Genomic DNA, 17,529 nt, shown 5'->3' with positions numbered 1-17,529 from the left:
CACTCTCGCAGGAGTTCCCTAAGCGAAAGAAGGTGCGACCTCATCATGAGATCGCACCTTCTTTCATTCAGATTTTTCATTTCAACAGCTTTTTAATAAAGGTTAAACCCTTTTCACTCGGATAATAGCGAAATTTAAAATCGAATTTCGTAGTTTGATACAGGACACTCTTTTGATGAGAAAAAGAATAAAAGCTATGTTCTCCGTGATAACCACCTATTCCGCTTTCTCCCACTCCTCCAAATGGTAAAAACGGATTGGTTAAATGGTAGACGGTATCATTGATACACCCGCCGCCATAAGAAAGTCGTTCCACAATATCATCTTGAAACTTTTTGCTTTCCGAGAAGGCATACAAGGCAAGCGGCTTAGGATGACTTTGAATCACAGTAATTACCTCCTCTAGATCCTCATAGGTGAGAACAGGAAGGATCGGACCAAATATCTCATCCTGCATTACTGCATCCTCCCATGAAATTTGATCTAGAATTGTAGGCGCAATGGCAAGCTGCTCTTTATCCGTCTCTCCACCTGCTACCATGTTTCCATTTGTTAAAAATCCCTCTAACCGCTGGAAATGACGTTCACTCACAATATGCGTATATTGTTCATTGTGAAGCGGCTGCTTTCCATATATGAGTTCTATTTCTTCCTTTATATAAGATAGCAATTCTTCCTTCGCAGCCTGATGAACGTACAGATAATCGGGAGCTACGCACGTTTGTCCGGCATTTAAAAACTTGCCCCATACGATTCGCCGAGCAGCAAGTTTTAAATTCGCATCATAATGAACAATACAAGGACTTTTCCCCCCGAGCTCTAATACAATTGGAATTAATTGCTTGGCGGCCGCTTCCATTATCTTTTTTCCGACCGCTACGCTGCCTGTAAAGAAAATAAAATCAAAGGGTTGCTGCAAAAGCTCTGTACTTTCCTCAATACCGCCTTCTACAACCGCTATGTAAGTTGGTTCAAAAACGTCTTCTATTAGCTTTGCTATAACCGCTGATACAGTAGGAGTTAATTCAGAAGGCTTGATTATGGCAGTATTCCCTGCTGCAATCGCTCCAATCAAGGGGGCAATTGCTAATTGAAACGGATAATTCCACGGTGCAAGAATGAGCGTCACCCCGTACGGCTCTGCTATCATTTTTCCCTTCGAGCCAAAATGAAGAAACGTACCTTTCGCTTTCTTTGGTTTCATCCAATAAGAAAGATGCTTTTTAACAAAGGAAATTTCTTTATATACGTAACCGATTTCAGTCGTGAAAGAATCAAATTCAGATTTATGTAGATCTTTCTGCAGGGCATCTATGATCTCCCTTTCGTACTTCTGAATCCCTTTATATAGCGCATCTAAATGAAGAAGCCGTATAGGAAGAGCGCGTGTTTGACCACTGTAAAAATAGTTCTTTTGTTCTTGTACCAATGATGAAATATCCATACTAATCACACCTTTCGTCCCTATGTTTAAACTTTTAAACGGTTTTTGCTTATTTTTACTATGCCACTATCCATTCTACCTGTCAACTGCATGTAAATGACAGACCACCTCTACAATCTTATGAATAAAATTATATTATTATTGTATAAAACTATTAAATTTTACTTTTTTTCACATAGTTTGTCATTTTGTAACATTGTTAATATAAATTTTACAAATCGAAAATTACTAGATTTTTTTCTTACATTATCAAAAAATAAAACGAAAATAATTGGAAAATAGAAAAAATTCACTAAATATTCGAATTTTGAGAAACAGCAGAATGAAAAGCTTCTTAAAGCCTGCGGAATCAACATCTAAATACTTAAGGGATATTAGATAGAATTATAAAAACAGTCTATATAGTGAATAATTCTTGAGTTCTTTGTAAACCGAACATAATCCTGACAAAGCCGCTCTAACAATCGCAATATAATTATGTTATAATGCAAATGTCAAAGGGATTTCTTTAAGAAAGGTGCGTTTAACTCTATGATCGGCGAACGTATCAAACGATTACGGCTGCAACGTGGTATTTCCTTAACAGAACTATCGGAACGAGCAGGAGTGGCAAAATCATACATAAGTTCTATCGAACGTAATCTTCAGCACAATCCTTCTATTCAATTCTTAGAAAAAATTGCAGGAGTACTTCACGTTCAAGTCGATTCCCTTCTCCACGATAAAACAATAGGGCAATCGGAATTAGACTTTGACTCTGAATGGATGCAACTTGTCAAAGATGCAATGCAATCAGGAGTATCAAAGGAGCAGTTCAAGGAATTTCTAGAGTTTAATAAATGGAGAGCTAGTAACAAGTAAGAAGAGTAGTCAAGTGACTGCTCTTCTTTACGTTGGATTGATTAGTAGGCTTTTAGATCTAGCCAAGTTATAGAACTATATCTCCTTCTACAATCTTTAAAAATCGGTTATGCCAAATGTTTTCATGGTGTTTAATAATCGTTTCTGCTTCTAATACTGTACTCGATATTGTACTATGGGTATTTTTATAAAGAATATTATGTTGATACCCTAAGCTATAGGCAGCTCGAATTGTAGTATCTAAACAAAATTCAGTTTGCGCTCCTGCAAAAATAATTTGCTCAATTTCTTTCTCTTTTAAGTAGTTTAGTAACTCTGTTTGATAGAAAGCATCTAATTTCGTTTTTTGAATCACTTTATCTGAAGAAGTTTTCACTAATCCTTTATGTAATTGCCAATCATCTTTCCCTTCAAACAATTCATTTGTTTCCTCTGTACTTGTATGTTGAATGAAGATAACTGGGATCCTTTTTTCATAAGCTTTCGTAATTAATTCGTTTATATGTTCAACTACATGTACCTTGTTATATAAATAATTTTGCGGTTCAGTAAAAAAAATCTCCTGCATGTCAATGATAACTAAAGCTTGCTTCATTCGCGTTTCACATCCTATTGTTTCTTTTTCATTATATCACCAGGCTATAGTAGAGTAGAAAACTGATTTCAAAGGGATAGCTTACGCTATCTCTTTTACTTTCAGTTTCCCCTCATCAAACCGTACGTGAGGTTTTCCCTCATACGGCTTTCCGACGTTCTTCTTTCTTTGGCTTTACGGAATTTAACTAGCCAATTTCACCAAAATATGTTTAATCTCTTTCCTTACATCCTTTAAATTCCCATGTTTCTTACGATTGTTCCTCTTCTTGTTGAAAAACAAGGTAAGGCGTTCTAGGACATACCAATCAATTCGATTTAGCCATTTCTTCGCCATAGGGGAAATTAGGTAATAGTTCTTGAAACCCTGAAGCTTCCTATTCAGCCCTTTTACCAAATCTCGAATATCCAAATACAGTTTATTCCTTGGCTCCGTGTAAGCTTTTATCTTTGCTCGCATTTTCCTCATTGCGTTCTTTTTCGGTATGTGGGACATGACATATAGGATGTTTCCGCCTTTTCTCCTAATTGGAAACTTTCGATTGTGAAATCCTAGAAAGTCAAATCCGTCTGTGTCGTTCCATAGATTGACTAGTCTTGATTTCTTTCGATTTATGGAAAGGTCAAGTTTTCCCATTATTGTCTGAATGACTCGAATACTTTCTAACGCTTGTTGTTTGGTCTTGCATAGAATGACGAAGTCATTTGCATACCTAATCAGTTCTCCAAGATGTTCAAATCTCTTTTTCCAAAGCTTATCCATTGTATTCAAGTAGATATTCGCTAGGAGTGGAGAGATGACACCTCCTTGCGGAGTTCCTGTAACAGGATTCCTAATGGACGTTTCTTTCCATCATCTTTTGGAATGTAGGTTCTTAGAACTGGACTTGGGTGATAGCGCTTCTCCTTCAATTCTAGGTAGAGTTCGTTCATGAATTTCTTTTCCCCATATTCCAGGACAATCTTTTCAATTGTCTGTCCGTCTACACCTCCACTTCCTCTCTTTCGTTTCACACGTTGCCATGCTTCCCACAGAATATCAGGTCGATAGATTTTGTCATATAATACATGAAATCTACGAGTTGGACTTTCCTTGGCACAAAGATATAACGTCTTCCAGAGTTCTTGAGCTTTTGCTGTTTGGTGTAATTAGCCATTTTCTTGGCATTCACTGACTCTTACCTCCTTCTGACATATGAACGAAGTAGGGTATTGGCTTTTGCCGTCCTTCCCTAGACAATGTTGTGTTGTCATTGTCATCATTGGTACTATGACCCCCTCCGACTCCCTCTCCTCCATCCACCATTTCGTTTGCACTTATAGGTTTCTGCTTTACTTTTCTATAAAGTGACGAGGAGGGTATCCCCAGTTCCGTTATCTACTTTCCTAACATGTCGTTCCCCTTACCCCGAGAGTTCTTTGGTGCTGCTGTTCCAAGTTCTTCACACCTTCCTTGGTCTTCGCCCATAGTCTCAAGGCTCGACTTCTCTTCAGCCACCTACGGTGGGTTCTTTTGACGAGACGGCAGGATTCACTTTATGTTACAACCTGTTAGGTTGCTCGCACTCTTCTAGAGAGTTACTTTGTCACAGGGCTTCAACCTTAGAATTTCTTCACCAGTTGCCTGTCAGCTACTGAGCGTCTTGGCACTTACTCAGATTGGACTTTCACCAATTAGCAGTTAACGGCTTTCTGGGCACGCAAGCTAAAAAAGAGGCTATGTCATCACATAGCCCCTTCAATTATGCAGAAATATTTTGTTTTCGTTTTTTCAACATGACACTAACACTACTTATTAAGAGAATAAATAGAATCCCAAGTCCTATTGGCAGGGTACCATCTTGCAACATAGTTTCGCCTGATGGCCGCTGGAATGTTACACTATCCTTTGCAAATGCAGGAATGGAATCGAGAACTTGTCCATTTTTCACAAGATCCACCTGGCCAATCCTTTGCCCCTTCACAATGCCGTGATCATATAACGTTTCATTATCAATTTGAAGTGGATGAAATACTGCTTGTACTTGTTTACCTTCCCCTTTTTTCAAGGTTAAGTCTGAACCTCTCTCTAGCTCAACCGGAACAGGTTGTCCTAGAAATACAGCATTCTGTGTCCAATCATTTTTATCAAGCACCTGCTGCTTCTCAAGTAACGGAAATGCATAATCAGCCATTGCCTTCACATCCTCATATTCAGCAGGATTATGAGAACTCATTACAACATTAATAATGCGATTCCCATCCTTTTCATTCACCTGTATGAGTGTATTATGCGCCTCATTGGTAAATCCAGTTTTCCCCGCAATCACATTCGGATTATCAAAAAACTTCGCTTTATTAAGAATAGAAATTGTCTGACGTGACGTCGTTATCGTCGTTCTCTTCGTATCCATCGCCTTCATAATTTCTGGATACTTACTAGCCTCGCGCATAATAAGCGCCATATCATAAGGTGTTGTATAATGATTCGGATCATGCAATCCATTTGGCGTCACAAAGTGACTATCCTTCGCACCAAGTTCTTTTGCCTTTTCATTCATTAAGTTAGAGAAGTTCTCCGCACTACCCGAAACATGCTCTGCAATGGCATACGCCATATCATTTGCACTCAGCACCATCATAATTGTAAGCGCTGTATCCCGATCAACCGAATCACCTACATGAAAATCAACCTGATAATTACTCTTTTCTTGATCTAACGCCTTTTGTGAAAACGTAATACGATCACCAGGCTTCGTATTCTCCATCAGCAAAATAGCAGTTAGTACTTTCGTAATACTAGCTGGATACGCACGATGATATGCTTCTTTATCGTACAAAACATCACCCGTTTTAGCATCCATTGAAACAGCAAACTCTCCAACAACATGCGGCTGCTCCTCAGCATAAACAGAAGGCACACTAACAAGCAGCAAAGCCATCAAGACTATTGCAATTCTCCGAATCATCGAATTCTCCCTTATATGTATCTCTCTATCTATTTATTGTAAATTCCCCATAATGAGTCGATTAAATGCTTCCGTAATATTGGAAAATATCGTTTTCTTAAATTCCTTTTCTACTATATCATACTGTGCTTGAATATAACAAACACGATTTTGTTGACAATTTTTTCATCCTTCTGTATAGTATTACTAATATTTCTTCCTGATCCTGTAGCTCAGCTGGGAGAGCGCCACCTTGACAGGGTGGAGGTCGCTGGTTCGAGACCAGTCGGGGTCATACAAATATAAGGCCTTAATCCTTTTGTTTTCAAGGGATTAAGGCCTTTTCCTTTTAGACTTTAATCTAAGTTTTTAATAATAAGCAATTGTGGTCACTTATTGGTCACCTATATTTAAAAACTGCCACATTAAAGTGTACTTGTAAATCCATTTGAAATTCGCCGGATAAGGGTAAAACAATCCCATTAGCAATTTCAAGTCTGTGTATATAAAATATTTATTCAAATACCTAGAACAGGTCAGGGCTGTTAAGTTTCCACTGACGACTGACACAGAAGTACTATCGGCTTAAATAGCAGGAATGACCTTCCGATATGTCGAATTTTGTACTAATAGGAGATGATGATATGAATCAAGATCAAATGGTGCAAAAAATAAATGACTTATCTGATATGATTCAACAAAATAATTCCAATATGCAATTTGACATAACAACTTTATTGACCATTCTTGGTATATTAATAGCTGTCTCTGCTATTGGCGGCCCATTATTAATTAAATTCTGGGTAAATTATACGGTTAATTCGGAGCTAGATAAAAGACTATTAAAATTACTAGAAGCCAATCCGCCTATATTCAGCTTTTCAAGTTCAGCTATTCCAGATGAAAAAAATAGGATTTATCTGAGGGAAGATATTCCTGGAGTTGACCAAATTGATCCAGTAACGGTTTTATCAGTTAGTGTATCCGCTGAACACCCATCTATACAAACTATTATACAACCTATTCAAGATTCAGGATTAATAGGATATCTATACTTGGATGATGAAGATAAAAGGCCATATTTAAGTATACCTAATTATTTTAGTAGCAATGGTAAAGTTAATTACTCGATTCTTTGGCCACGATCTAAATTTGTAAAAAAAGGATAATGAAATGAACTGCACCCCAATTGTTAGACACAACTAACAATTGGAGGTGTAGGTTTTTTATTTTAAAATTTATAATTAATATTTTATCTCATTCATAAAAACTCATCATCTTCTTGCTGATCTAATATATTACTATATTGTTCTAAATCATAAATCTTATCACTCAAGAACATTTTTAGAAAATCAAAAGCCACTTCAACATTTCTCATATCTTGATGATTTGGGTTTATACTATTTAATTTAATTAAATTTCCAACAGAATCTAGCAACATTAAAAAGATTTTAATATCAAGATCATAATCACCCGTGTAATCTCTAGTAGAGCCAATATCCATAGTATTAATTATTTCCTTTATAGCATTAACTTTTGTTTTCCATTCTGTATTGTCTAATTCTTTATCTTGAATAAGAATCCTCATTGTTTCAGTATTCACCATACTCATTCGTTTTTCACCATCAAATAAAAATCCATTAATAAATTCAAAGTCCTTCATTACAATCATTCCTTTACTTTTTATTCAAAAAGCAATTTGTTAATTTTATTTGCTGAATCAGTTTGCATACTTGGTAAAACATGACTATATGTTTCCAATGTAATCTTAATATTTGAATGTCCTAATCTTTCTGCCACTATTTTAGGATTAACACCTTGTTTTAGTAATAACGTTGCATGAGTATGTCTTAGATCATGAAACCTAATACGAGGCAATTCAGCTTTTTTTATTAAAGAGTAAAATGTTCTTAATATATTTCTTGGAAGGCAAGGAGTTCCAATATTAGTGCAAACAACAAGGTTATTATCAATGTATAAAATATCATTCTGCTGTTTTTCTAATAGAACCATATTTTGATGATCTTTTAGTATTTTTAATGTTTCATTGGGTAAAATAATACTTCTTAAACTTGTTTTCGTTTTAGCTTGAGAATTAAATGATTTACCATCATGACTCAATGTTTGAACTATTGACAAGGAATTATTTTCGAAATCAATATCTTTCCATCTTAATCCAAGTATCTCGCCTTGACGCATTCCAGTTGTTAGAGCTAATAGAAACGCAACGTAATATCTACTACCTATAGATATATCTAAAAACTTTTTAACCTCTTCTACACTCCATATTTTCATTTCTTTTCTAAATGACTTAGGTCGGTCTACTAAAGATGCTACATTACGTTGAATCATCCCCCAACGCTCAGCTTTATTTAATGAGTCTTTTATTAAAGAATGAATTTTTTGAATATTATCTCTAGATAGTTGATTATTGTTAATTAAGTTGTTATACATCTTTTGTATATCTATAGGTTTAATTTTTGAGAGTTCCAAATCACCTAAAAATGGAATAATATATTTATAAATAAGCCAACTATAAGTTTTAAAAGTCGATTCCCTTATGATTGTTTTTTTATCCGACAACCAATCAACAAGATACTCCTTATAAAGAGTTTTGGAAGGTTCATAATATATTCCATTTTTTAAAATAGAATGCTCAGCTTCAATTAAGGCCTGTTGTGCTTCCTTTTTAGTTTTAAATCCCCTCTTTTTCTTTTGCTTTCTTTTTCCATTTACCTTTCCAAGTTCTAACACATAGTACCATGTGTTTTTTTCCTTTTTAACCGATCCAGCCAACTAGAAATCACCATCCATTAAATTAATGAAGATTAATTAAGGGTATTCCCTTCTAACCAGCTAATAAAAACCTTTTTAAGAATTTTTATTCTTCTGCCCACACGTACTACATGAAAACTTTCCGAATTTACTAGCTCGTAAGCCTGTCTTCTTCCTATACCTAGAATCTTTTGAATATCTTCTACATTAAGTACTGGTGGGTAATTATCAAAAATGTTTTCCATAATTCTCTCCTTATTATTTAAATACTAAAAATCGCTTAATACGCTGTTCTTTTTCTTTATCAAAAGTTGTATCACGATTAAATAATTTTGCTTCTGTCCATCGCTTAACTAATTCGGTTGTTTCATTAAGATTGGTAAGATTATTTAATGCACCTATCGTTATTAGTAAACCAGTAACTTGATCTAATAATTGAGGAGTATTTCCAAGCCTTACTTTCTCTCTAACAGCTGGAGAAGTAGTTTGATGTATATTTGCATCCTGGATAAGTTGCCACTTTTCACAAATATCCCATCTACTCTGATTTTTATCAGAACTTGGATTTTTTAGAATCAACCATTTTGTAGTTAAATAACGCCATATTCCCGGTTCAATTCTTAAGAAATCCTCAATTGAATTGACTCCAAACTCCTTTAATGCTTTTCTTCTAATCTGGAACTCAGTTCTCCAAACCTCTTCGCTATCATTCCAGGAATTTTCTTTCCACACCTGGTGAAACCATGTCTTTTGAGATGTTTTTATTTCAAGAGTTTTATTATATATACGAGCAAGTATAGGATCGCCACGTCCAATAGTAAGTCCACTAAATTTTCTACCATTATAAAACTCATCATTTACAAAGTGTTTTGATTTCCCTCTTGCCCTCGTAACAATTTTGTTTATATCATCTTCGCAAAAATAATATTCATCAGAATCAACACAAATATCAACCCTAGATATTCTTGAACTCTCTATATTTAAATTAAAATGTTTAAACCATTCATAAAATCTTTCTACTGCACCTTGAAATCCCATTGACCAAAGATAAGAAGCTAGAAAACGTATTTTAATAGGAGGAGTATTTTTAACTTCTTTATCCATAAAGCAAATGAAGAAATCATTACAAGACAACCTAAATGCATAAAATTTGATACCAATTCTATGTACTTTAAAACTTATATTATTTATCTCTAACTCTCTTTCAATGCCTTCTTCATGTGCTTTTTGCTTTAAACTTGAAAAAATCTCTAAATATTCACTAAAAGAGCTAAAATAGTTAGAAACATCAAGACCAAATTCAATTGTGTCTATACCTTTTACTATCAATTATTTCACCTCATCATGAATTTGTAATTTGAACCCAGCATGTTATATGGTTGCTGGGTACCCGAAGTAATGCCTCAGCCTTGACATGGAGCCTCTGCAAGCTCTGCTACTCAGGCTTTGCGGCCAGCACCCCAAAGGGGAGCCTGTCCGGCTAATCACAGCCTGGCATAGCTTGCCCCTCCACATCAAGGCCAAGCCGTCCCTCCGCTACGCTCCGTACCGGTATCGGCTTCGCTTTCACCCAAGCTTCGCCGAAGTGCTGTTATCTGTTTTCGTAATTTTTTTTCATTAACTATTTGAATCGCCCTAGATTTAGCTAATGAGTTTAAATGACTTTCAAATCCATTAATGATTGTGACTACTAATTGATTATCCATAATTTCACCTTCTTTTACTTTTTAGTAAAATATTATTGAATATAAAGTCATCACAATAGAATAATATTTTATATTTACTTTTTTGTCAATAATATTTGAATGAATAGTCAGTAATAAAACCGTTGACTCAATAGTAAACAGGATTATAAGATTGAAAAAAGGAGTGAATTCTTTTGGATTATTATCAAAGGCTAAATAAAATGATTGAAGACAGCAAATTAACATTAAAAGAAATTGCAGACAGATGTGAGGAGTTCGGGGTAAAAATAAATCCTTCTTATATAAGTAAACTTAGAAGTAATAAGCAACCCCCTGCTTCTGATGAAGTTAATAAAGCTATTGCTATGGCTTGTGACTTTAAAGAATTTATAGATGATTTTTTATTTGAATCCTATATGGAGAAAGCACCGGAAGAAATTAAGACTTTTTTTAACGAAATCATATCGCTATCTCGAACAATATTATATAAATTAGGTAAACAGAAGATTCCAGAAGAGATGTTTTTAACAGCTAAAAAGCAAGCTGAAAGTTTATCTGATAGAGCTGCACTTCAGTCTGCAATGCAAGAATTAAAAGCATTGTTTGCAACTGATCGTGATATGGGTATTGATGCAGAAGCTACTGAATTGAATCCAATCAAAATGATTGATAATTCTATGCAACCGGGAATACCTGAAGGAGCAGTACTTGAGTTAGACACAACTGAGTCAATTAAAAATGGAGATATTGTGGTTGTTACAGAAGATAATCAAAATGATTATTTAGTTAGACGATACTTTGAGGTTGATGAAAAAATTATTCTTTTGGGTGATTACCCAAGTCCTTTTATAATTGAATTTAGATGTGATCAAATAAATATTATAGGTAAGGTAAAAAGTTATTCAGTGACCATAGAAAATTAAAAAAGAGGAGATGTTGATCTCCTCTTAATTACTATGTATTTAATTTTATATATTAAAGAAGTATAGAACTAATGAAAATTTTGAATTACTTTAGCTTAATACCGTTGTACCTAAGTCAAAATTCCCTAAATAATAATTTAAATCGTCACCACCTACATCAACTTGCTTTACCTTTTTCTTTTTTATTTTTATTATAAAACCTTTTTCTCTTAATTGAAGAACCATTTTTCTTATTTCTTTATCGTTTAGCTCAATCATTAATTCTTTTATTGCAAGGATCTTTGCTTGCATATTAATATGCATTTCTGCATAACTAATAATTACCTGCGGCAGATCAATAATTGGTAAAACTAACGCCTTCAAAGCTGCTTTCTTATCTTTATCTTTTAAATGATTATAGATACTCAAGTGAATACGGAATATATCAAATGGAAATACCAAAGTTAAATGAACTGCATTCTTCTTCTCCACCCCTAGGTCAAGAAACCGAAGGAAAATTCCTAAGGGGATAACAACTAAACTAAATATTATAATAAATAATAGTAGATTCATTTATTTCTCCCCCATTCAAATATTATTTTTTAGATCAGATAATATTTCTTTTTTAAATTGATTCTTTCTGAACTCCAAAGAGCCTTTAGCTTTTAGTTCCTTATAATTATCTTCTAAGAAGTCTTCAAGGTCCTTTATCATATTATAATAAATTTTTTCCCTTTGGTTAAAGGTAAAAAGATAATCAAAGAATGTATTGGCTATAATATAGTATGATAAAAACTTAAGAAAAGATAATATTGGTAAATGGAAAACCAAAAGTTCTATTACATAAGATTTATTATCATTAATTAATACATCTTTACCCATATAACCAAAAAAAGAAACTAAAACAAATAAAGCACATACACATAATCCTATCCATCTAAACGTATTTGTAAAACCACTATATGTATCCATCCCATATAAATATTCCACAAAAAGTGGAAGAAATAGTAAAAGCATGGTATTAAAAAAGGTTATATTACTGATATTCTCCGTCTTATACAAAGAATCAAGTCCAAAAACAACAAGCAAAAAAATTACTAAAACTCGTATTCCGAGATATTTTTGTCTTTTGGAATGGTTTTCTAAAACTTTGTCTACACTTGTCAACTTATGCCATCTCCTTCTAGTATTTTAATACTTCGCTACAAACTCTTCAAAGTCCTTCCTTTTGAAGAGAATTTTTATAAATTATTTAATAAAGGAATTATAAAATCAGGAAGTCATCTTTTTGTGTTCTATTTTTATTTTCTTCTCTAGCTATTATAAAACTATTAAATAAAACATCCTCTTATTTAAATGATTGTTATTTATATTTTTTCTTCTTTGAAATTTCTAAAAATACCCAATTAATCTTATAAAGAAAATAAGAACTTTCCATTTTCTATCTGCTATAAGGATATATGTATTAGCTATAATTACTTACTGTTTGCTCGGTTGCGTAACTAATATAGAAATGATACCGTAGATTTTATAGACTTTGTTCAAAAAAGTTTGTGGTTGTTTATATCACAATTAAAATTAATGGTCACAAAATTGGTCACAAACTATAGATAATACTAGTAAATTAAGATCGAATTAAGGAAAGTATCAGAATTAACAAACAGCACTATTAATCAGAAATAGTACCTACAGTAAGCAGTAGGTAATCTATTAAAATATCTTGACAGGGTGGAGGTCGCTGGTTCGAGACCAGTCGGGGTCATTAATACAGAGAGATAAAAGCCCTTTTAATTAAAGGGTTTTTATTATGAAACAAGACCATTCATTTCACTAATACAGGTCTATTGATAGTCCATTGGGGCAAATTTGGGGCAAAAATAGGTGATATTTCCTAGTAATTAACCATAAAGAAAAAGAAACGATAAAAAAATAACAGCCCCTTATTCTACATCTGAGCTTAATATCCTTCTTGCACTATATTTACCGTTAGTGAAAAAGCGATTGCCTTTTTTGACAATCGCATCCTATAGTTTATAGTAGAAATCTTCACAATCTCTCCTACACTTTAACATAATCTAATCCCTATAAAATATGTTGTCTAGAATCAAACCTATTATAAAAAGACTTCTTATTAAAGAAAAGCGAGGGAAGTATTTTGAAACTCAAATACTGAATTACTAATAACTTATAAATTTATTTTTAGTTTTGATATAGTAAAGACCACCACTACAAACAAATGGATGGGAATCAAAGCTTACCTGCAAAGAGTCCTAAGGGGCCCACTATTTTAGTCCCATGGGCTTCGTTAATAGTTAATCTATTTACGACAATCTCAAGATTCTTTTCAGTTATTCCACCACCAGGCAAAATAATAATCCTGCCAGCAGCGTAATCTACATACTCCTTTAGCCTATCAAGATTCGATTCTATAGATGTATGACCTGGCCCCCCGTGTGTTAGAATCCGGTGCACCTGATGTTTAATCAACCAATCCATCGCATCGAACTGATTTTCGGGCTTTATTTGATCAAATGCCATATGGAAAGTAATATCGAGCCCTTTTGCCTCTTCAAGTAAGTTGAGCATTGTTTCTTCGTCAATCCAATTAGACTGATTTAGGCAGCCGATGACAACCCCATCCACTCCCAGGCTTTTGAAATGGGCAATATCATCTTGCATAATTCTAATTTCCGTTTCAGTATAAACAAAGTTTCCTCCTCTCGGCCTAATGATAGCCATCACCTTTATGTTATGACCTTTACAGTATTGAATCGTTTGCAAAGCTACTCCGTGACTAACCGTTGTACCTCCCACGGAAAGATTGTCACACAGTTCAATGCGTTCAGCTCCTTTTAAGATAGCCTCAGGAACCACTGTGAAATTTTCAACACATACCTCTTTTAACATCCATAACACCTTCCTGCTTTAAATATAAAAGTGTTGATAATTACAACAAGATTTTACGACGTCTACTCTAAACGAAAAATAGGTCGCTGATATTACATATATTCATACTTTAAAAGACGGTTGGTATTATTTAGCCTCTGTTTTAGACTTGCATTCTAAGAAAATCGTAGGACACTCTTTCTCTCGTTCCATGACCACAGATCAGCAAAATGAAGAATTGAATATGTCATTTCGAATTTTAATCTTCAGGCTTTTTACATTCGTGTCTTCATTAAGTTTGTACCAATCATCATAATCATTTCCAACACGTGATCTTATAAAGCAATTGTACTCTTTCGGAAACTTTGGAGCTTTTAATTCATATTTTTTTCATATTTAACTCTATCAAAGATGCCTTTAAATAGAAATTCCACTTCTTCTGCTGTATTCCATCTACTTAATTGTATATTAAAGCACCAAGTAAATCGGTCATTAAGTTGTTTGTAAAAATTATTTGAATAACGAATATGATACCATCACAAAGATAAAGAAGCTAACAATAAATTGTTAGCTTCTCAGCTTATAGAAAAAATAGTGTCTTTCTCCATCTTCTACTATCTAGATTGTGGATTAACGCCTGTAAGATGAGCATCAAACATATCAATTATTTCAAGAAATCTATCAGCTTCACGGAAAACATGGTCTGCTAATAGGGGATGAATGATACTCTTTATTTTACATTGCTCAATTAAATCACGTGCCGTTTTCTTAAAGTCCCGAAGAGATGCGACTGACACACGATTTTGATTCAGGAATTGATCTAAAAGAGGAACTGTTTGAGATTGTGGTTTCATAGATTCTAAGTCAATTGCTTGATACAACAATTGATCAAAATCATTGCTGAAATTCCGGGCCATATCTACAAGCTTTCTTTCAGATGGATCAAGAAGATGACCAATAAATTTAGCATGGTCTGCCATAATTTTTAAGAAGAAAACATTTTCTTTAATAATGGCATCAGGAAGAGCTTTCAATTTGCCTTCATTTAATTCAATTAATCGTTTTCTAAAATAATTAGCTTCCCTACTTGTATGATCAACTAACAGTGGGAAATTATTTTGCCCTGTCAATTTACATGTGAGAATTAATCCTAGAACTTTTCGTTTAAATTCAAAAATATTAGCTGCAGCTTGTTGTACTTCTGAATTAAATCTTTTTATTTGCTCAGGATCTGTTTGATTTGTATAGGAATGTGCGATTTGTTCGATGCGTTCAAACAATCGGTAAAATTGATTAGCCTCTTGGATTAGTTGAGTATCCTCACATCTAAACCCCAATCGAAGAAATAAAGAATGCTCTTTCATGATTCTAGACCAAAAACGAATTTCATTTAATGATCGCTCAACAAACATTCCAGATGTAACACCGGTATCTGGATGTAATGAGGCTTCATTCCTATTCATTCTCAATCCCTCCCGTAAATACTTCGCTAGTCTATTCTTATGAACAGATATATATATACATACCATCAATAAAATTCAGTGTGGCTATAAAAATAATCTTATTTTTTTATATTCATACAACTTCTTCTCTAAATTTACTTGAAAACTTAGTCAAAATAAAAACCCCCTAAGTTGGTTTTTCTAGTCCAACTTAGGGGGTTCACTTCATCTGAACATCTTTGTTTATTACATGTTATTTGCCTTTTTTAAAGTTGAAGCATCCTGAGAATGCTCCCAACATTCAACGTTTTCAATTCCTTTAATGCTGTCTTTATAAAAAATAGGATCTTTACCAGCTTTTTTCTGTTTCATGTAATCATGTAACGCAGCAAAGGCTATTTTTGATAGTAATGTAATAGCAATCAAGTTTATGATACACATAAAGCCCATAAATAAATCCGCTAAATCCCATACAAGCTGGACCTTTGCAATCGAACCGAATACAATCATGGCTATTACGCTTATTCGATATACAATCAACCATACTTTACTTTTGCTTAAAAATCGAATATTTGTTTCACCATAATAATAGTTACCAATTAACGCACCGAATCCAAATAAGAAAATAAAGATAGCAAGACAGCCTGATGCCCAGGAACCGATATGTTCACTTAATGCTGCTTGTGTAAGTGCGATACCACTTAGACCTGGTTGTTTGTAAGCATCAGAAAGTAAAATAATAAATGCAGTACTTGTACAGATAATTAGTGTATCCGTTAATACGCCTAATGCTTGAATAAGTCCTTGTTTCACCGGATGACTTGTTGTTGCCGTTGCGGCAACGTTTGGCGCACTCCCCATACCGGCTTCATTCGAGAATAAACCACGTTTAACACCATTCATGATCGCAGCACCAATTGTACCGCCTGCTATTTGTTGAAATCCAAACGCGTTTTTAACAATAAGAGAAAGAACTTCCGGCATTTTTGTTATATTCGTAGCTATGATGAATAATGCAACACCAATGTATAAAACTGCTAAAACCATAACCTTGTATTCAGCTATTCTTGCAATCCGGGTCACACCGCCAAAGATAATCACAGCGAAAACAATTGCCATAATAATCCCTAAAGTTAAACGATTTGTACCAAATGAGTTCTCAAAAGCAATTGTAACGGTATTTGATTGTACAGAATTGAATATAAGTCCGAAAGAAACCGTAATTAATATGGAGAATAATACTCCCATCCAACGTTTATTTAATCCTTTTTCCATATAATAGGATGGGCCGCCGTGGAAACCAATTTTATCTTTTACTTTATATACTTGCGCTAACGTACTTTCAATAAAGCTGGACGCTGAACTAATCACAGCAATAACCCACATCCAGAATACCGCTCCGGGACCGCCTAATGCAATCGCAATTGCAATTCCTGTGATATTACCTGTTCCAACACGAGCAGCCATACCAATACAGAACGCTTGAAATGGGGAAATGCTGCCTTTAGAACCAGTTCTCCCTTCCATTAAAACACGGACCATTTCCTTTAACATTCGAAACTGTACAAATTTCGTTTTATATGTAAAATAAATCCCGCAAGAAACAAGCATAATAATTAGTAACTTTGACCAAAGAAAATCATTTGTTGCACCAACCATATTTTGTAGTATTTGTTGCATTTTATCACCTCTTATATAAATTCGTCTTAATTTTCCGACATTCTAACTCGATAAAATTTTTAGTTTATTTTATCCAAATAAAAAAAACCCCACCCCCAAGACTATTTCAATCTTGGGGACGAGATTTTATATCCGTGGTGCCACCCCAGTTTATTAATATGTCTCCATATTAACCTCTTCAGGTACGATTTTAATAAATATCATACCCTAGCTCTATAACAGGAGCACCTGTCACATTATCCCCTACAAAATTAGTTCCAAAGTGAATGCTTAGAGTCTTGGTTCAATAAATAATTCTTACTCCTTTTCAGCGTCCGGAGCTCTCTGTAAAGA

The 17,529-nt window shown here is 34.1% G+C and carries 18 protein-coding genes, 1 tRNA gene, 2 pseudogenes and 1 other annotated feature (1 of these 22 running past the window's edge); of the genes and pseudogenes, 5 read left to right on the top strand and 16 right to left on the bottom strand.

Features of this window, described 5'->3' with window-relative positions; genetic code table 11:
* Positions 1-76 precede the first annotated feature (76 nt).
* Positions 77-1,444, bottom strand: a complete 1,368-nt coding sequence (locus ACM5BR_RS02005) for an aldehyde dehydrogenase (protein WP_416825516.1) — start codon at positions 1,442-1,444, stop codon at positions 77-79.
* A gap of 531 nt (positions 1,445-1,975) precedes the next feature.
* On the opposite strand from ACM5BR_RS02005, the gene ACM5BR_RS02000 reads away from it, so the two are divergent.
* Positions 1,976-2,305, top strand: a complete 330-nt coding sequence (locus ACM5BR_RS02000; protein ID WP_416825515.1) for a helix-turn-helix domain-containing protein — start codon at positions 1,976-1,978, stop codon at positions 2,303-2,305.
* Positions 2,306-2,372: 67 nt separating this feature from the next.
* On the opposite strand, the gene ACM5BR_RS01995 is transcribed toward ACM5BR_RS02000, so the two are convergent.
* The 4 genes from ACM5BR_RS01995 to ACM5BR_RS01980 form a co-directional block, all read right to left on the bottom strand.
* Entirely contained in the window at positions 2,373-2,900 is a 528-nt protein-coding gene (locus ACM5BR_RS01995) for an isochorismatase family protein (RefSeq protein WP_416825514.1), read from the bottom strand.
* A 183-nt stretch (positions 2,901-3,083) separates the two neighbouring features.
* Positions 3,084-3,698 carry a reverse transcriptase domain-containing protein gene (locus ACM5BR_RS01990; RefSeq protein WP_416827811.1) on the bottom strand — a complete coding sequence of 205 codons (615 nt, stop codon included), beginning with the start codon at positions 3,696-3,698 and terminating at the stop codon, positions 3,084-3,086.
* A complete protein-coding gene (locus ACM5BR_RS01985) occupies positions 3,683-3,913 on the bottom strand; it encodes a hypothetical protein (protein WP_416825513.1) in 231 nt (76 codons plus the stop codon). The genes ACM5BR_RS01990 and ACM5BR_RS01985 overlap by 16 nt, the downstream gene beginning before the upstream one ends.
* Positions 3,914-4,641: 728 nt before the next feature.
* The gene (locus tag ACM5BR_RS01980; protein ID WP_416827810.1) at positions 4,642-5,820 is read right to left on the bottom strand and encodes a D-alanyl-D-alanine carboxypeptidase family protein; all 1,179 of its coding nucleotides are present in this window, start codon (positions 5,818-5,820) and stop codon (positions 4,642-4,644) included.
* A 228-nt stretch (positions 5,821-6,048) separates the two neighbouring features.
* On the opposite strand from ACM5BR_RS01980, the gene ACM5BR_RS01975 reads away from it, so the two are divergent.
* Positions 6,049-6,121, top strand: a tRNA-Val gene (locus ACM5BR_RS01975).
* Between the two features lie 349 nt (positions 6,122-6,470).
* Complete coding sequence (locus tag ACM5BR_RS01970) at positions 6,471-6,995, top strand: hypothetical protein (RefSeq protein WP_416825512.1); 525 nt, start codon at positions 6,471-6,473, stop codon at positions 6,993-6,995.
* A 92-nt stretch (positions 6,996-7,087) separates the two neighbouring features.
* On the opposite strand, the gene ACM5BR_RS01965 is transcribed toward ACM5BR_RS01970, so the two are convergent.
* The 5 genes from ACM5BR_RS01965 to ACM5BR_RS01945 form a co-directional block, all read right to left on the bottom strand.
* Positions 7,088-7,489 carry a hypothetical protein gene (locus ACM5BR_RS01965; RefSeq protein WP_416825511.1) on the bottom strand — a complete coding sequence of 134 codons (402 nt, stop codon included), beginning with the start codon at positions 7,487-7,489 and terminating at the stop codon, positions 7,088-7,090.
* Between the two features lie 20 nt (positions 7,490-7,509).
* Positions 7,510-8,622: a tyrosine-type recombinase/integrase gene (locus ACM5BR_RS01960; RefSeq protein WP_416825510.1), complete on the bottom strand. Its 1,113-nt coding sequence runs from the start codon at positions 8,620-8,622 to the stop codon at positions 7,510-7,512.
* 32 nt (positions 8,623-8,654) lie between these two features.
* A complete protein-coding gene (locus ACM5BR_RS01955) occupies positions 8,655-8,846 on the bottom strand; it encodes a helix-turn-helix domain-containing protein (protein WP_416825509.1) in 192 nt (63 codons plus the stop codon).
* 13 nt (positions 8,847-8,859) lie between these two features.
* Positions 8,860-9,930, bottom strand: a complete 1,071-nt coding sequence (locus ACM5BR_RS01950) for a replication initiation factor (protein ID WP_416825508.1) — start codon at positions 9,928-9,930, stop codon at positions 8,860-8,862.
* 185 nt (positions 9,931-10,115) lie between these two features.
* Positions 10,116-10,307, bottom strand: a complete 192-nt coding sequence (locus ACM5BR_RS01945; RefSeq protein WP_416825507.1) for a hypothetical protein — start codon at positions 10,305-10,307, stop codon at positions 10,116-10,118.
* A 173-nt stretch (positions 10,308-10,480) separates the two neighbouring features.
* On the opposite strand from ACM5BR_RS01945, the gene ACM5BR_RS01940 reads away from it, so the two are divergent.
* Positions 10,481-11,209, top strand: a complete 729-nt coding sequence (locus tag ACM5BR_RS01940; protein WP_416825506.1) for a S24 family peptidase — start codon at positions 10,481-10,483, stop codon at positions 11,207-11,209.
* Positions 11,210-11,299: 90 nt separating this feature from the next.
* Here the strand turns inward: ACM5BR_RS01940 and ACM5BR_RS01935 are convergent, their stop codons facing one another.
* The 3 genes from ACM5BR_RS01935 to ACM5BR_RS01925 all read right to left on the bottom strand — a co-directional run bounded on the left by ACM5BR_RS01935 (position 11,300) and on the right by ACM5BR_RS01925 (position 14,095).
* Positions 11,300-11,761, bottom strand: coding sequence for a hypothetical protein (locus tag ACM5BR_RS01935; RefSeq protein ID WP_416825505.1), 462 nt, complete (start codon positions 11,759-11,761; stop codon positions 11,300-11,302).
* Between the two features lie 15 nt (positions 11,762-11,776).
* Positions 11,777-12,355 (bottom strand): hypothetical protein, encoded by a 579-nt coding sequence (locus ACM5BR_RS01930; RefSeq protein ID WP_416825504.1) that lies wholly within the window; start codon positions 12,353-12,355, stop codon positions 11,777-11,779.
* A gap of 1,080 nt (positions 12,356-13,435) precedes the next feature.
* Positions 13,436-14,095 (bottom strand): copper homeostasis protein CutC, encoded by a 660-nt coding sequence (locus ACM5BR_RS01925; RefSeq protein WP_416825503.1) that lies wholly within the window; start codon positions 14,093-14,095, stop codon positions 13,436-13,438.
* A 40-nt stretch (positions 14,096-14,135) separates the two neighbouring features.
* Here ACM5BR_RS01925 and ACM5BR_RS01920 point away from each other — a divergent pair.
* Positions 14,136-14,297: pseudogene (locus ACM5BR_RS01920) on the top strand (IS3-like element ISBce13 family transposase); the annotation flags it as partial.
* On the opposite strand, the pseudogene ACM5BR_RS01915 reads toward ACM5BR_RS01920, so the two are convergent.
* The 3 genes and pseudogenes from ACM5BR_RS01915 to ACM5BR_RS01905 all read right to left on the bottom strand — a co-directional run.
* Positions 14,297-14,431: pseudogene (locus ACM5BR_RS01915) on the bottom strand (hypothetical protein); the annotation flags it as partial. The pseudogenes ACM5BR_RS01920 and ACM5BR_RS01915 sit on opposite strands and share 1 nt — an antisense overlap.
* Before the next feature lie 257 nt (positions 14,432-14,688).
* Positions 14,689-15,537, bottom strand: coding sequence for a DUF2935 domain-containing protein (locus tag ACM5BR_RS01910; protein ID WP_416825502.1), 849 nt, complete (start codon positions 15,535-15,537; stop codon positions 14,689-14,691).
* A 225-nt stretch (positions 15,538-15,762) separates the two neighbouring features.
* Complete coding sequence (locus tag ACM5BR_RS01905; protein ID WP_416825501.1) at positions 15,763-17,196, bottom strand: alanine/glycine:cation symporter family protein; 1,434 nt, start codon at positions 17,194-17,196, stop codon at positions 15,763-15,765.
* A gap of 111 nt (positions 17,197-17,307) precedes the next feature.
* Positions 17,308-17,529: a binding site (T-box leader), on the bottom strand (it continues 36 nt past the right edge of the window).

Source organism: Ectobacillus polymachus, assembly GCF_048159605.1.
Taxonomy (GTDB): domain Bacteria; phylum Bacillota; class Bacilli; order Bacillales; family Bacillaceae_G; genus Ectobacillus; species Ectobacillus polymachus.
Note: the sequence above shows the minus strand (reverse complement) of the source record. Positions and strands in the feature narration are given on the sequence as shown.